We start from the raw sequence: 15103 nt of genomic DNA on the forward strand, positions 1-15103 counted from the left end.
TCCATCATGAGCGCCCTTCTGCCAAGGCGCTGAAGCCGTAGTCAAGGAGCGCGGCGGCCTCCGATGCTCGCGTCTCCTCGTCGTTCGAGTGCATGACGACGGCGATCAGCTCCGTATCGCCGCGCATGGCGGATGCTGCGAGGCAGCCCCCTGCCGCACGCGTCCAGCCCGTCTTGAGTCCCGTGCAGCCCGGGTAGGAGTAGAGCAGCGCGTTCGTGTTCTCACAGTACGTTTTGTAGCCTGCTGGCTGCAAATAGTAGATCGTGCTCGCCTTCGTGCCAACGATCTTGCGGAACTCAGGATTTCGGAGGCCATAGGCGGCAATGAGGGCGATGTCATGCGCCGTCGAATAATGGTTCACATCGGGCATGCCGTTCGGGTTGACGAAATGCGTATGGAAAGCGCCGATCTCCCGCGCCTTCCGATTCATCATCGCCGCGAACTGCGCCTCCGATCCGCCGAGCGTCTCGGCGATGGCGAGCGCCGCGCCGTTATCGGAAATCAGCATCATCTGACGCGTGAGATCTCGAAGCCGCGCCTGCTCGCCGGGGCGCACGCGCGTCGTCTCGACGTCGGCGGCAAACGGCGTGATCGTCACAGCGAGGTCGGATCTGCCGCTCTCGACCGAAAGGATGCATGTCATCATCTTCGTCATGCTCGCGGGGTACTCACGCTTGTCGCCGTTCTTTTCGTAGAGCACCTCGCCCGTCCTCGCGTTCATGAGAATTGCCGCATCTGCCGTCATCGAGCGCACAGAGGCAGGCGGCGCGGCGAGTGCTGCGGACGACACAGACGGCGCAAGGGAAGTAGCAGGGGCGGCGTCGGGCACAGCGGCTTCAACTGTCGTTGGCTCAGCATTCGGCGCATGCTCCCGCGACGGCTTCCCCAAGGCGATCGTGCGCTGCGCCGAGCTGGCGTGCTGCCGTTCGGTATGCACCTCGGTCTGTCCGACATCGTGCGCACGCTCGCCGACCGCGACGGGGGCGTGCGCGGCAAATGCGGGCACGCCCCCTGTCAGTGCATACGAAAGCGCAAGCGCCGTCGCAGCCGTGCGCAAAATGTGACGTCCCAAAAGGCGCACGCCGCCCGGCTTGAAACCACGAAAAGAGAAGAAATCCTTACATCTCAGCAAAAGAATTGCCCCCTTACAGAAACGCGCTAGATCTAGCGCGCCCCTTACATCTCCTTGACCGGCACAGGACCGCGCGACAGCGCGATGGCACCCGTGCGTGCAATCTCGATGATGCCATACTCCGAAAGCACCTCGGACAAAGCGTCGATCTTGTCGCCTTCGCCCGTCAGCTCGATGACGACATTCTCCTTGCTCACATCGACGATACGTGCGCGGAAGATGTTGACGACGTTGATGATGTCGGCGCGCGTCTCCTTCGTCGCGCGCACCTTAATCAAGACGAGTTCACGCTTGATCGAGTCCACCTCGCTGAGGTTGACGATCTTGATGACGTCGATGAGCTTCGCGAGCTGCGTCGTGACCTGCGCTAGCTCGCGTTCGTCCTCGACCGACACGACGATGTTGATGCGCGTCACGTCCGGTTCTTCCGTATAGCCTGCCGAAATGCTCTCGATGTTGAACGCGCGGCGGCTGATCAGCCCCGATATATGCGTGAGGACGCCCGGCTTGTTGTCGAGGAGCGCCGCAAGGAAAAATTTCTGCATCATGTTTGATTCAACCGCCCTTCCCGCCGCCTGGAGGAATCTCAGGCGACACTCTCATCATATCACACATGGGCGAACGATGCCACATGCTGCCACGCAATCGCGAGGAACTTGTCGCGCAAGGCGTCGCTCCAAATCTCTCGATGCCCCTCTCGCTCATACAGATGCCATACATAGGCGCTCATGTCGATCGTACCATCCATGCGCGTAAACTCCTTCGTTTCCAAACGAAACTCATGTTCCTTCGTGCGGATTGCAAGCTTGTACGTCTGCCCAGGGAAGACGGAATTCGAGATCACATATTCGCGCGCCCGGCCGCCAAACGCGGCGGGCAGGTTCGCATCGAGCGTTTCATCCATGGGCAATCCCGCCTCGTGCATGACGACGGCATGGAGATCGAGAAGGCTCACGAGCTCACCCGTCATACCGAGGGTGGGAACGCCCGCACCGCGCATCATGAACGCCGTGCCACAGCGCTCGTCGCTGAAGAAGAACGGGTCTTCGCTGTGAATAGAAACTCCATGGTCGGAATAGGCGTTGATGATGTACTCATCCTCCCCGTAGTGATCCTCGATATAGCGGAAAAGCTCACCGAGCGCCCTGTCCATGCGCTCGATGGCAGCCATGTTGTCATACACATTGCGCAGTTTTCCATTGAGATCAAATGCCCTTTCCCTAGGCTCGCCCTCGTAGACACGTTCCTGCCAAGGAAGCTTCGCCTGCGTTTTCGGCTGGGGCGGCACCGCATAGGAAACGACAGGATGCGAATCCGCCACATGAAGGAATACATAATTGTCACACTCGTCAAAAGCGTCGAGATGGTCGATCGTCCGCTTGACGCCTTCGTATGCCGGCTGCGTGATATACGGCGCTGCAAGAATGCGCCCATAGCCGCGCTTATAGCCGCTGTATATGCCCGAAGAATCCCCCATGGTCTGGACGCAGCAGTAGCCAAGCGCCCTCATGCGCTCGGAAAGCGTTTTTTTCTCAGGCGGAAGCTCCATCCACACCTCATCATGGAAAATCTGGCTTCTGTGCATGTGCAGCCCTGTCTCCACCGTGCCGAGCGAAGGAAACGTATACTCAGCCACCGAGAACGCTTGGTCAAAAATCACGCCCTTGGAAAAAAAGCTCATGAGATTCGGCATGGCGCGAAATCCATGACGGCGCATCGCCGGCCAGGACAGACCGTCGAGCAAAAGGTTCAGTATGAGACGCTTGCGCTTGGAGCCATGTTCGAGCCGCACCGGTTCCGCTGCGGCAAACTTCCCTGCAGAAGCAGCAAGGCGCGTATCGCTCTCCATGCGCAAAAAGCCGAACTCCGCCTTGCCCGTATAGAAATCCCCGCCGCCCTCCGCGTCGCTCAATGCAACAGGCGGCACCTCTTCCAGCGGCGCGGCAGCGGCGACGACAGGCGTCTCATGCGATGCATGAATCGTCAAGGAACTCGCGACGACAGCCTTGCGAAGATCGAAAGTGATGTTGGAATAAAAGTCGATATTTCTGCAGCCTGTACGCTCCAAGCATGCCAAGCGCGTGCTCCATACATGGAAAAAGACGTCCGTGTTGTAGAGTCCGCACCACAGACCTCTGCCCCGTCCGCCGGACTGCAGGAGGAAATCTCCGGCTGAAGAGCGCAGCTGCGTCTGCAGCTCTCCCGCCGCGGACCATGCGACCTCCTCGTAAAAGGGCGCGTGAACCGGCGTGAGCCTGCCCATGCAGAACGCCCGCCGCACCGCCGGATCTTCGAGGCGAAGCGCCAAGCCAGGAAGATCGCCTGCATGCTTGTGGCAAAGCCCCTTGAAGCGCGCGGCACGCTCCTCCTCGCCCGCCGCATCATAGATGTCAACGAGCAGTCGCCACAGATCTATGTTGGCAACGCGAAGCGCGTATGCGCGCTCGGCCAGTTCACGCGCTCCGGTCAAATCGCCCGCTGCAAAGCGAAGAGCCGCTTCGATATGCAAAGGCGCAGACGCATCATGGCTCAAGGCGGCAAACTCTGCCACCAGCTCTTTCGCCTGCGGAGGAAAAGAGCGATGCTCAAACCAGAGAAAAAGCTGGTGCCGTATGCCGATCACGCGCTGTTCGCGCAAAGCGTCCGCCATGAGCGGAAGAAGTTCCTTCTCCGACGCATCAAGCAGCATTTTCTGCACAGCATCCAAAAGACGCGCACCACTTTCATGCAGCAAGAAGCGATTCCCATCATTCCAGAAGAACACGGAAGCATCCGCATCGATGGGGAACAAGCGACACGGCAGTTCCTCATATGCGGGAAATTCCTGCGGAGATGACACCACCTCCGACAGTCTCACCGCCCTGTCGAAAAGTGCCGTGCGTGCTCTTTCATAGTTCACGCGCATAGCATCGGCATTCGGCACATAGAGCAGATCATGCAGCAGAGAAAAAAGGGCCTCATCGGGCGCACGGTTGTACGCTTCCATGAGCGCCAGAACCGCTATCCGAAATGCTTCTGCCTTTCCCGCAGCAGCCGCCTCCTGCAGCTGACCGATCAGCCGCAGCTCCTCCTCATTCATCCCACTGTCTCCCTTACTCGCTCTCCAAAACCATCTCATCGAGACTCTTGCCGCCCGGCACCATCGGCAGGACGTCGACGTTGCCCGGTACGATGACGTCGATGAGCATCGGCGCATCGCTTGTCAAGGCCGCTGCCAGATCCGCCTTGAGACTTGCCGGATCTTGGAGGCGGCAAGCCCTCACGCCCATCGCCTCGGCGAGCTTCACGAAGTCCGTGCTGCCCGGCAGGAGCGTCTGGGAGTAATGCTTGTCGTAGAACATGCGCTGCCACTGCGTGACCATGCCGAGCACGCGGTTGTGCACGACGATGATCTTCACGGCAACGCCGTTCGCCGCCGCCGTCGCCATCTCCTGACAGTTCATCATGATGCTGCCGTCGCCCGTGAAGAGGATGACCTGTTGTCCGGGTCGCGCGACCTTCGCGCCGATGGCGGCGGGCAGGCCGTAGCCCATCGTGCCGAGACCGCCCGACGTCAGGAAGCGGCGCGGCTCCTTCGCATCGTAGTACTGTGCCGCCCACATCTGATGCTGGCCGACGTCGGTCACGATGATCGCATCGTCAGCGGCAAGCTCGCTGACCGTCTCAATGAGCTGCTGCGGCATGATGCAGCCTTCCTTCTTCTTGTAGGAAAGCGGCTGCTCGTTGTTCATCTCGACCGTGTAGCGGCTCCACCCCGAAAAGCGTGCGCGCAGATCGCCGAGCGCGGCCAGCTTTTCCTTGAGGAGCGGCAGCGACCAGCGCAGGTCGCCGAGCACGCGGCAGTCAGCGACGATGTTCTTGTTCACCTCGACGGGATCGACCTCGAAGTGCACGATCTTCGCACGCGGTGCAAATCCTGCAACACGGCTCGTCACGCGGTCGTCGAAACGCATGCCGACGGCGATGAGCAGATCGCACTCCTGAATCGCCATGTTCGCCGCGTATGTGCCGTGCATGCCCGCCATGCCGAGGAAGTTCTCGCGTGCGGCCGGCACGCAGCCGATGCCCATGAGCGTTGTCACCGAGGGAATCCCCGTGAGATCGAGAATCTCGCGCACAGTCTTTGCCGTATCCGAGAGCGTCACGCCGCCGCCGAGGATGAGGAGCGGCCGCTTCGCCTCGGCGATTGCCAAAGCCGCCGCCTCGACCTCTGCCGCATCGCCCGTGAAGTCTGCCGTATAGCCCTTCAAGTGCACCCTCTCGGGATAGACATAATCCAGCTCCTGCGTGAAGACATCCTTGGCGATGTCGACCGTGACCGGCCCCGGACGCCCCGTGCGCGCGATGAAAAATGCTTCCTTCAGCACCTGCGGCAAATCCTCCGCCGCCTTCACGAGGTAGTTGTGCTTCGTGATCGGCGTCGTGATGCCGCAGATGTCCGCCTCCTGAAAGGAATCCTTGCCGATGTAGGGATTGCCGACCTGCCCCGTAATACAGACGAGCGGGACAGAGTCCATGTACGCCGTCGCAATACCCGTCACGAGGTTCGTGCCGCCGGGGCCGGACGTCGCCAGACACACGCCGACCTCGCCCGTCGCACGCGCGTAGCCGTCTGCCGCATGAGCCGCTCCCTGCTCGTGACGCACGAGGATATGGGGAAACTTCTCCGTGTAAATCGCATCGTAGAGGTCAAGCACCGCGCCGCCCGGATAGCCGAAAACAACGCGCACGCCCTCCTTGCGCAGGCTTTCCAAAACCGCCTGCGCCCCATTCATCTTCAAAGCAAACACCTCACAAATCTATACTTCTCCTGCGCCGAAAACCCGCATCCTCGGCGACGAAGCGGCCGATGGCCGAAAGCTGTGCGCCCAAGCACGCGCGGCAATGCTCGGGCGTATCCTTGACGCACGCCTTGCCCGGATAGAGCGCGTACTTGCGGCGAAAATCGCCCTCCGTCACATTCGGCATGACGACGTTCGCGCCCGAACGCAGGATGAGCGAACGTGCGCCGCGCTCCAAGGTTTCCATAGCCGTCGTCGCCGGAATGTTCGCCTCGGGCAGGAGCAGCCGCAAGAGTGAAACCATGCGCCGCGTCAAGTGAATGTCGCCCGCTGCCGCCTCGCCGAGCGGCGTATCGCCGTTCGGTATGAAGGGGCCGATGCCCACCATGTCCGCATCGAGCTCCTGGAAAAAGAGAATATCGCGAGCCAGAGACTCGACCGACTGCCCAGGCAGTCCCACGAGCGAACCCGTGCCGACCTCGTAGCCGAGCGCACGCAGAGAGGCGAGACATGCGCGGCGCGCCTCCCAGCTCATACCCGGGTCGAACCTTTCGTAAAGCTCGCGATCCGTCGTCTCGATACGAAGCAAAAAACGGCTTGCCCCCGCTTCCTTGAGCGCACGATACTCCTCTTTTGTGCGCTCGCCGATGGAAAGCGTGATGACAAGCCCCAAAGCCCGTATTTCGCGCAGGATCGGGGCGAGCCGCTCGACATGCCAATAGCCGTCCTCGCCCCCCTGCAGCACAACCGTCCGATAGCCATAGCCGCGTGCATTTCGTGCCAGACGCACGATCTCCCGCGGGCGCAGACGATAGCGCTCCGCCCTTTCATTTTCGCGCCGCAGACCGCAGTAAAAGCAGCTGCGTCGGCAGATATTCGTAAACTCGATGAGTCCGCGAAGATGCACGCCGTCGCCCACATACTTTCGCCGCACGCGGTCGGCAGCGGCAGCAAGAGGCTCTTCTGCAGCAGAAGACGTCAAAAGCTCGGCAAGCTCCTCCTCGCACAAGCTATGCTCATTCTCCGCCTTTTCAATCAGCCTCTGTCCCATGGTCTCTCGAATCCGTCTCCTTTGCTGCACCAGCAGATTCGTCCACCCATACCGTCGTCAGATCCTCGCGCTCATGCTCTTCGAGCCGTTTCAGATCGTCCGCCGTCAGCGTCTTCTTCGTCTGCGCGGCAATCTCCATGCGATGCCCACGCTCGTAGGCCAGGATCGCCTCAAGGAACTTGCGCTCCAAACTCTTCTCGGGCAGATCCTTTATGACCGTCACATTCTTCGGAAACGTCGTCGTAATGGACGACCATGTGCCGTCGAGGTCGTCGGCACGCTCCAGGGTCGAAGTTCCCGCAGCAAGGTCGATACGCAGGTATTCCGCCTCTCCCACGAGGTTGTCATAGCCCGCGAGCGATTCGCCGCGCCAGCGCCTCTTGGCAACGACATCGGCAATCGCCACATCATCGTATGTCTGCAGCGTCGGCACGATAAGCACGCGCGGGTTCAGCACACCGCCCTCAAGAAGTTCGTAGTGCATGACGCGCTTGTTGAAAAAATAATTGGCGCGTGCCGAGGACTGCACCCATTCGTAGATGTTCGGCGGCACATGAGGCGCCGCCTCTGCCGTCGCCGCGAGAAAAACGAGGGGAAGGGTGGCCGCCAGCCATCGTTTCATCTTCATTTTTCTTTCCGTCTCTCCTTCTCTGATGGAATCACAGATAAACTCAGTCATTCATCTTCATACATCCGAGCGACCTCATTCTATCAGCGCTTCCTAAACTCAATCATCTGCCGCACGGTAAAGCCCGTCAAGCTCATACGGCGTCTCCTGGTACACATAATAGTTGAGCCAGTTCGCGAACAAGAGGTTCGCCACGGAGCGCCAACGCACGACGGGCATCCGCGTCGGATCGTCCTCCGGGTAGTAATTCTGGGGGATTTCAATCGGAAGCCCCGCCATCACATCGCGGTCGTACTCCTGCTTCAAAGAAAGCGGATCATACTCGGCATGACCCGTGATGAAGAACTGCCTCTTTTCGATATTGGCAATCGCATAGACGCCCGCGCGGCTCTCTGACTCCGCGAGGATCGTCAACTCGGGCACGCGCTCGATGTCCGCCTTCTTCATCTCCGTATGGCGCGAATGCGGCACATAGAACTCATCGTCGAAACCGCGAAAAAGGCGCTCGTGCTCGACGCAAAGGTGATGCTTGTAGACGCCGAAGACCTTCTTTCCCGTATCCTGCTTGTCGATGCCGTAGTGGTAGTAGAGTCCCGCCTGCGCACCCCAGCAGATATGGAACGACGAATAGCAATGCTTCTTGCTCCACTCCATGATCTCGGCGACCTCTTCCCAGTAGGCGACCTCCTCGAAGGCCATCTGCTCGACGGGCGCACCCGTGATGATGAAGCCGTCATACTTCCTGTGGCGCACCTCGGCAAACGTGCCGTAGAACTCCGCAAGATAGTCCTGCGACGTATGCTGCGGCACATACGACTCCGTATAGATGAAGTCGACCTCGACCTGCAGCGGCGTATTGCCCAAAAGGCGCAGGAGCTGCGTCTCCGTCACCGACTTGTTCGGCATGAGGTTCAGGATCAGAAGCCTAAGCGGTCGGATGTCCTGGCTGTAGGCACGCTCCGCATCCATGACGAAGATATTCTCGCTCTCCAGCACATGCGCCGCCGGCAGGCTGTTCGGTATTTTGATCGGCACGAAACCGCCTCGCTTTCCCCAAGCGGCCGAGCCGCCTCAATCGTGATTCAGTTTAGCATAGAACAGGGAAAGGTGTCAAATGAGAAGGGTGCAGGAAAAAGGAAAACCGCCTTGCGGCGGCTTAAATATTCGAGGAGTCGAATGTCATATTTTTGTGCTTCCTTTATGCTGCACTTTCTGAAATCATAGCTGCAATATCCTCATGCTGTATCGTATCGGTCTCGATTCTGCCATCCGAACGGTCTATATCGGCTTCATAGGCAACGCCAGCTTCATAAATCTCCACAATACTGGCTGTCTCACCGCTCTTGAGACGTACTCTGTCATACAATTTGATTTCCATAGTATCACCTCGTCACATAAATCGAAATCAATCGAACGACCTCTGTATCCTTGTCTTGAATCCATGCAGTCATTGCGGAATCACTGATAAATTCAGCCGCCCATCTTCACACATCTGCACTGTCCTCTCGTCGTCGACAAATCCTCGACGTAGCACTGCTACGCCTGCGGTTTGTCTCCTCGATAGATACAGCGCATCTGTGTAAATCTAGGCGACTTCATTTTATCAGTGTTTCCTTACATTCGCAGTTTTTCCATTCTTGCCTGTCAGCGCCATCCGAATCTGAAACCGCTTGCCATACCCGTTGTCCGGCTTCTCTACCGCTGCGAAATCATTAATATGCAGAGAAACATTCCGCATCAATTCCTCTGCATCTTGTATCTGATACCCGAGGGCGGAATAGAATACCTCCGCCTTATGCTTGTCTTTCGCCGGATTCAAAGCATACTGCGTGAGCTTCTCTTTTGGAAAGACCGCTATCCCATAACCCCGTATTTCTAGATTCATTATACCACCTTCAAACATATTTTTCGACTGTAAATTTGCGCCAAGGGCGCGTCATTCCATGTAGACACGTATTATTCTATGTGTTAAACTGAATATGAAAGGAGTCCTCCATGAAAAGTTACTCATCGCGCGAGATCATCAAATTGCTGAAAAAAGACGGCTGGTACGAAGTCCATTGCGTCGGCGATCATCATCAGTTCAAACACCCGACGAAGAAAGGGCGCGTCACCGTCACGCACCCGCGCAGAGACTTCCCCCTCGACACATTGAAAAGCATCGCCGAGCAAGCCGGCATCGACTTGCCCTGAATCAGCCTTAGGAGGTTGTTATGAAAGACGCATATACATTTCCCGCCATATTCCACGAGGCTTCCGACGGCATTTCGATTCACTTTCCCGACCTTCCCGGCTGCCTTCCCTGTGCGCAGACAATGGAAGAAGCCTTCCGCAACGCGAAAGAAGCCTTGCAGCTGCATCTCTACGGCATGGAGGAGGATGCGGAGGAAATTCCCGAACCAAGCCGTCTCGCCTCGCTCTCCTGCCGGAAAGGGGAAAGTCTCGCCATGATTGATGCCTGGATGCCGCCGTTTCGTGAAAAGATGCTCAACAAGTCCACGAGCAAGACCGTCACGATTCCTCGCTGGCTCGACATCCTCGCACGCAAGGAAAAGATCAATTACTCCCATCTGCTGCAAGAATCCTTGAAGAATTACCTCGGCGTGCAAACATCGGACAGGCAGCATTTCCACGGCAGATGAAAAGAGCCGCCCTTTCCGCGACAGCGGCGAGGGCGGCTCTTTTCTTTCACTCCCCATCTTCCCACCGACGCCATACTTCCTCATACGCCGCCTCGACTTCCTGCACATATTGGCGAAAGTTCATCAACGGTGAGGCGAGGAGCATGTCGCGCTGTTTTTCTCGGAGCATTTGGAGCGTTTCGGGCGAGCCGGCGAGGAGCTTTGCGATTTCCACGTACTGCGCTGCATCTTCGGCGATCAGCTCGGGAAGTCCTGCATTCTGCAGCAAGCTCGCGCCAAACCTTGCGCCATGCGTCCCGCCCTTGAGTGTCACGACGGGCACGCCCATGTAGAGCGCCTCGCACGTCGTCAAGCCGCCCGTATAGGGGGCGGTATCAAGCGCGACGTCCATGTCGGCATACTCGGCGAGGTAATCCGAGGAAAAGCCACGCAGCTCAACGCGCGACGCATCGAGACCGAGCCGCCCGAAGCGTTCGACGGCGAGCGCGCGCCCCTCTTCACTCCCAAAAAGCCGGCTCTTCAAGAGCAGCCGCGCGCCCGGCACATCTGTCAAGAGCTGCCGCCATAGGAGCAGCATCGCGTCCGTGACCTTGCTGTAGTTGTTGAAGCAGCCGAAGGTGACATACCCGCGCGAAAGGCACGGCGGCGGCGCAACGTCTGGCATCGCGACGAACGGCAGGTAGCAGAAGTGGCTGTGCGACAGGGAGAGCGGACGCTCGCTTCGCTCTTCCCGAGCGTCCTGTGATGCGCCATCCTCCGCCGCGCCTCGGCAGCTCCCTCCTGCCGTGCGCTCTGCCGCCATTTCCGCTTCCTCCGCCGCATCCAGCACCCGATCCCCAAGCAAATAGTCGATCGTCGAAAGCCCCGTCGGCCCCATGTAGCCTAACCCTGTAACCTGCACGGGCGCAGGCTTTCGCGCGAGGACGGCGAGGCAGTTGTCCTTCGTGTGCCCCGAGAGGTCGCAGAGGATGTCGATCTCGTCCGCCGCGACGAGCCGCGCCGCCTCCTCGGGCAAAAGCCCGAGGATATTCGTCCAGTGAACGCCCGGCTGCTGCGCCATCGTGCGCGACACAGCGTCCTCGCTGTTGTTCGCATAGCAGAAGACCTCGAAGCGCTCGCGGTCGAAAGCACGAAGGAGCGGCAGCAGGAAGAAGGCGACCGCGTGACGACGGAGATCGGGCGAGATATAGCCGATGCGAAGCCGCGCGTGCGCATGCCGCGCCCTCGTGTGCGCCATGCGCTCCACATCGGAAAAGAAGCCGTCGAAGCCCTCGGCCAGACCCGCAAAAGGCGCACGCTCCTCCACGGCGACATAGTTGAGCGCGAAGAGCGCGTTGCTGTACTCCGCCACGGCCTGCGCTTCATCCGCTTCCATGCGGCTCGCGGCGAGAAAGGCACGGACGCCCTCTGCCGCGCTTCCCGCGAGCGTCAGCGCAGAACCCCCGAGGCTATAGCTTTCCGCGAGGAACTTTCGATAGTAGGCGGCAAGCGGTGCGGGCGGCTCCTCGGCAAGCCGCTCCTCCAAATACGAGATGAGCGCGGCGAGATGCTTAAGCTCCGTGCGCGTCCTGCCCTCGGCCTTCTCGATGTAGATCTCCTGCAGCGCCGCGCCCGGGTGCGCGGGAGCGCTCTCGCGGATGCGGGCGATCTCCGCACGCGCCGCCCCATAGTCGCCAAGCTGCACGAGAGACGCCGCCAACACATAGCGAAGCTCCACGAGATCGTGAAAAGCCGCCGCCTCGCTGGCAGCCGCCTCCGCCGTCGAGACGAGCGCTGACTCCGCCAGCGCACGCACATCCGTATACCGCGCGGCGGCAAAAAGGCGGCTCGCCTCGCCGAGCAACTCGGCAGGCGAGCCGCCTGCAAACGCCGCGAGCGGCTTCTTCACCGAGCCGCTCCGCACTCTCTTCTGACGCTTGCCGCGCTTAGCCATGCGCTTCCTCCCCGTTCACGAAGAGCACCTTGCAGTACATCTCCTGCTTGTCGTGCAGCAAGGCGAACGCCTCCTCGTATTTTTCAAAAGGAAAGGTATGCGTCACGAGCGCCTCAGCATCGACCGCATGGCTGCGCATCGCGTTCATCGCATCGAGCCATTCGGCAGGGCGCGTGTTCAGGCTGCTCTTCCATGCGCCGTGCAGCTCGACCTCCTTCTGCAGCAAGAGATCGTACATGAGGCCCGTCATCTCAAGGCTCTTCTCCGGCCTTCCCATGACGACGACGCGCCCGCCGCGCTTCACGGACAGCAGCGCCGTCTCCAGCGCACCGCCCTCGCCGAGACCCTCGATGCACGCATCGGCGCCGCGCCCACCCGTCAGGCGCATGACGTAGTTGTAGACGTCCGAGCCCTCGATGTCAACCGACTGCAAAAAGCCCAGCGAGCGAGCAAACGCCGCCTTCTCCATCGTTCGAGCCACGAGCACAACGTTTCGGACGTCGGCCTCGCGCGCCCAGCTCGCCAGCGCCAGACCGATCGAGCCGAGTCCGAACACCACGAGCGTCGAGCCAGGGCCTACGCCCGTCTTGCGGAAAGCATGCAGGGCCACCGCCGCCGCTCCCGTCAGCGCCGCCGCACGAAAGCTCACGTCGGGCGGCAAAAACACGAGATTTTGCTTCTTCACCGCTACGAACTCGGCCATGCCGCCCGCACGCCCCGCGCCGTAGAGCTGCATCTCGCCGCAGTCGCGCGGCCTCCCGTCAAGACACGCCATGCAGCGCCCGCAAAAAAGCATCGGATACGCCGCCGCCGCGCGGCCGACAAGAGCGACATCCTCCGCCTCAACGATGCGCCCCGCGAACTCATGCCCGAGGATCTGCGGCACATTGCCCTCCGGCGCGCCCATCTCGTAGACGCTCTTGACGTCGGACATGCTGATGCCCGACGCCTTGACCTCAAGCAGCACCTCGTCCTTCGTGCGCTCGGGGCGCTCCACTTCCTCCAGACGCAGATCACGCGCCCCGTACAGCCGCAATGCCTTCATCCATGCCACATCCCTTCCATCTCCCGACGCCGCACCTTCTCGCTCAGCCATGTTGCCAGCTCATCGGATGCCATATTGCCCGCTGCCACGTCGATGATGACCTCTTCGAGCACAGCGTCCTCTTCCTCCAAGGCACAGCCATTGACCGCGAGGAACACCAGCATCGAATGAAGCGCCGTGCGCTTGTTGCCGTCAAAAAACGGGTGGTTCTTCGCAATGCCATAGCACAGCCGCGCCGCCTTCTCCGTCAATGTCGGATAAAGCTCCACGCCGCCGAAACTCTGGAAGGGTGCGTTGACCGCCGAGGTCAGCAGCCCCATGTCGCGCACGCCCTTCTCCATGCGGGACGTGCGTTCCATCTCCTCGTGGAAGTAGAGCACATCATCCACCACCAACTGAATCTTGCTCATCGGTTCTCCAACTCCTTGTAGAGCTTCGCGTTCTTCTTCATCAGCTCTATGGAAGCCTGCCGAATCAGCTTTGCCGCTTCGAGGCTCGTCCGGCTCGTCTTTCTCTCCATCTTTTCCTCATTTCTTGCACTCGTCATTGGCTTGCCCATGGCACACCCCTCCTCGCGCCTCGGAAATGCGTTCTTTTCCTTGCCCTATAGTATACCACACTTTGCCGCCTGCGCCTACTTTTGCTTTTTCTAGTTAAAAGGTCTTGCTTTCTTTTTCAATTTCTTTTATAATGAACGTATACGAATGAACATATCGTCACCAACGAAAGGATGTGCTGCCTCATGGCGATCACACTCGGAAACACCCTCATCCAGCACTCGACCTTGAACCGCATCAACCATACATCGAACAACCTCGCGCGTCAGATTTCGAGCGGCACGAAGCACCCGTCCGCCGTATTCGGACCTTCCGCCTATGCCATCGACATGCGCATGAATGCGAACATCGCCGCCGTCAGCCAATCGGATGCCAATTCGCAGCGCACAAACGCCATGCTCAAGACGGCAGAAGGCGGCGTAAACTCTTCCCTCGAAGCGCTCGGCCAGCTGCAGCAGACGCTCCTCAATGCCGCCAACGGCACGAACAGCGACTCCGACCGCCGCGATCTCGGCAAGATGGTCGATCAGACGATCGCCACGCTCAATGACAACGCCGGCATCCAGTACAACGGCATGAACCTCCTCGACGGCTCGAAGTCCGCGAACGTCGCCTCGCTCGACGGCTCGACGAGCATCACGAACCTCGGCGACATGCGCTCTTCCGCGCTCGGCCTGACGGACGCGAACGGCAAGTCCACGCTGAACCTCGGCACGGACGCCGGCATCGCCGATGCCCTCGACAAGGTCACGACGGCGCTCAATAAGACGCTCGACCAGGCGACGACCATCGGCGCGGCGCAGCAGCGCCTCAATTACCAGTCGGCGAACTTCGTCACGCAGGAAGAAAACCTCATGGCCGCTTCGACGACGAGCAACGGCACCGACATGGCAAAGGCCGCGAGCGAGTTCAAGAACAACGATACGCAGCAGAAGCTCTTCCTCTTCGCACAGAAGGCGCAGATGAACACGATGGCGTCCCACTACTCCGCCCTGGCTCTGCTTCGCTGACATAACACAAAAAATCCGGCCTCACGGTCGGATTTTTTATTGCCTGTTTTCCTCGTGACGCAAAGGCCTTCTCATCCGTCAAATTTGTGTCCAGCAAGATCCGCATCAAAGATACTTCTCCTCCCTGTACCCTGCAAGTTCTCTAGCATAATCCAACTCGGGAACCTTGCGCTTCATGCTCTCCAAGACGGTGAATGCCTTCTCACGAGCATCATATTGCCGTTGCTCTCGCGCGGCGAATTTGCGATGATATTCATTCATGTATCGGATCAGATCCGCCATTCCCTCGTCGGGCATGGATTCCATCATACGAAATGCCTCTTG

17 protein-coding genes are annotated in these 15103 nt (G+C 59.5%); 3 read left to right on the forward strand and 14 right to left on the reverse strand.

Annotated elements, in window-relative coordinates; all coding sequences use genetic code 11:
- Positions 1–4: 4 nt before the first annotated feature.
- From OL236_RS08515 to OL236_RS08555, 9 genes are all read right to left on the reverse strand, one after another.
- The gene (locus OL236_RS08515) at positions 5–1132 is read right to left on the reverse strand and encodes a D-alanyl-D-alanine carboxypeptidase family protein (RefSeq protein WP_265070277.1); all 1128 of its coding nucleotides are present in this window, start codon (positions 1130–1132) and stop codon (positions 5–7) included.
- Positions 1133–1176: 44 nt separating this feature from the next.
- Positions 1177–1677 carry an acetolactate synthase small subunit gene (ilvN, locus tag OL236_RS08520; protein WP_037367896.1) on the reverse strand — a complete coding sequence of 167 codons (501 nt, stop codon included), beginning with the start codon at positions 1675–1677 and terminating at the stop codon, positions 1177–1179.
- A 62-nt stretch (positions 1678–1739) separates the two neighbouring features.
- Positions 1740–4211: a sulfatase-like hydrolase/transferase gene (locus OL236_RS08525; protein WP_265070278.1), complete on the reverse strand. Its 2472-nt coding sequence runs from the start codon at positions 4209–4211 to the stop codon at positions 1740–1742.
- A 13-nt stretch (positions 4212–4224) separates the two neighbouring features.
- On the reverse strand, positions 4225–5907 hold the full coding sequence (ilvB, locus tag OL236_RS08530) for a biosynthetic-type acetolactate synthase large subunit (RefSeq protein WP_265071814.1): 1683 nt from the start codon (positions 5905–5907) through the stop codon (positions 4225–4227).
- Positions 5908–5923: 16 nt separating this feature from the next.
- Entirely contained in the window at positions 5924–6964 is a 1041-nt protein-coding gene (hydE, locus tag OL236_RS08535; RefSeq protein WP_265070279.1) for a [FeFe] hydrogenase H-cluster radical SAM maturase HydE, read from the reverse strand.
- Positions 6945–7586, reverse strand: a complete 642-nt coding sequence (locus tag OL236_RS08540; protein WP_265070280.1) for a hypothetical protein — start codon at positions 7584–7586, stop codon at positions 6945–6947. The genes hydE and OL236_RS08540 overlap by 20 nt, the downstream gene beginning before the upstream one ends.
- Before the next feature lie 105 nt (positions 7587–7691).
- Entirely contained in the window at positions 7692–8627 is a 936-nt protein-coding gene (gene metA / locus OL236_RS08545) for a homoserine O-acetyltransferase MetA (protein WP_265070281.1), read from the reverse strand.
- Between the two features lie 163 nt (positions 8628–8790).
- A complete protein-coding gene (locus OL236_RS08550; RefSeq protein ID WP_006193596.1) occupies positions 8791–8970 on the reverse strand; it encodes a hypothetical protein in 180 nt (59 codons plus the stop codon).
- Positions 8971–9195: 225 nt separating this feature from the next.
- On the reverse strand, positions 9196–9495 hold the full coding sequence (locus OL236_RS08555; RefSeq protein ID WP_265070282.1) for a DUF6883 domain-containing protein: 300 nt from the start codon (positions 9493–9495) through the stop codon (positions 9196–9198).
- Between the two features lie 92 nt (positions 9496–9587).
- Here OL236_RS08555 and OL236_RS08560 point away from each other — a divergent pair, with 92 nt between their 5' ends.
- Complete coding sequence (locus OL236_RS08560; protein ID WP_265070283.1) at positions 9588–9785, forward strand: type II toxin-antitoxin system HicA family toxin; 198 nt, start codon at positions 9588–9590, stop codon at positions 9783–9785.
- A gap of 20 nt (positions 9786–9805) precedes the next feature.
- Positions 9806–10234: a type II toxin-antitoxin system HicB family antitoxin gene (locus tag OL236_RS08565; RefSeq protein ID WP_265070284.1), complete on the forward strand. Its 429-nt coding sequence runs from the start codon at positions 9806–9808 to the stop codon at positions 10232–10234.
- Positions 10235–10280: 46 nt separating this feature from the next.
- Here the strand turns inward: OL236_RS08565 and OL236_RS08570 are convergent, their stop codons facing one another.
- The 4 genes from OL236_RS08570 to OL236_RS08585 are packed head-to-tail and all read right to left on the reverse strand — an operon-like array spanning position 10281 to position 13771.
- Positions 10281–12167 (reverse strand): hypothetical protein, encoded by a 1887-nt coding sequence (locus OL236_RS08570; RefSeq protein WP_265070285.1) that lies wholly within the window; start codon positions 12165–12167, stop codon positions 10281–10283.
- Complete coding sequence (locus tag OL236_RS08575) at positions 12160–13263, reverse strand: alcohol dehydrogenase catalytic domain-containing protein (protein WP_232208270.1); 1104 nt, start codon at positions 13261–13263, stop codon at positions 12160–12162. The genes OL236_RS08570 and OL236_RS08575 overlap by 8 nt, the downstream gene beginning before the upstream one ends.
- The gene (locus OL236_RS08580; RefSeq protein ID WP_265070286.1) at positions 13209–13622 is read right to left on the reverse strand and encodes a type II toxin-antitoxin system death-on-curing family toxin; all 414 of its coding nucleotides are present in this window, start codon (positions 13620–13622) and stop codon (positions 13209–13211) included. Before OL236_RS08580 ends, OL236_RS08575 begins: the two co-directional genes overlap by 55 nt.
- Complete coding sequence (locus OL236_RS08585; protein WP_009646744.1) at positions 13619–13771, reverse strand: hypothetical protein; 153 nt, start codon at positions 13769–13771, stop codon at positions 13619–13621. Before OL236_RS08585 ends, OL236_RS08580 begins: the two co-directional genes overlap by 4 nt.
- Positions 13772–13954: 183 nt before the next feature.
- Here OL236_RS08585 and OL236_RS08590 point away from each other — a divergent pair, with 183 nt between their 5' ends.
- Entirely contained in the window at positions 13955–14779 is an 825-nt protein-coding gene (locus OL236_RS08590) for a flagellin (RefSeq protein WP_265070287.1), read from the forward strand.
- Between the two features lie 105 nt (positions 14780–14884).
- Here OL236_RS08590 and OL236_RS08595 read toward each other — a convergent pair whose 3' ends face one another.
- Positions 14885–15088 carry a toxin-antitoxin system protein gene (locus tag OL236_RS08595; RefSeq protein WP_265070288.1) on the reverse strand — a complete coding sequence of 68 codons (204 nt, stop codon included), beginning with the start codon at positions 15086–15088 and terminating at the stop codon, positions 14885–14887.
- Positions 15089–15103 lie beyond the last annotated feature (15 nt).

Origin of the sequence: Selenomonas sputigena (assembly GCF_026015965.1) — a bacterium.
GTDB lineage: Bacteria > Bacillota > Negativicutes > Selenomonadales > Selenomonadaceae > Selenomonas.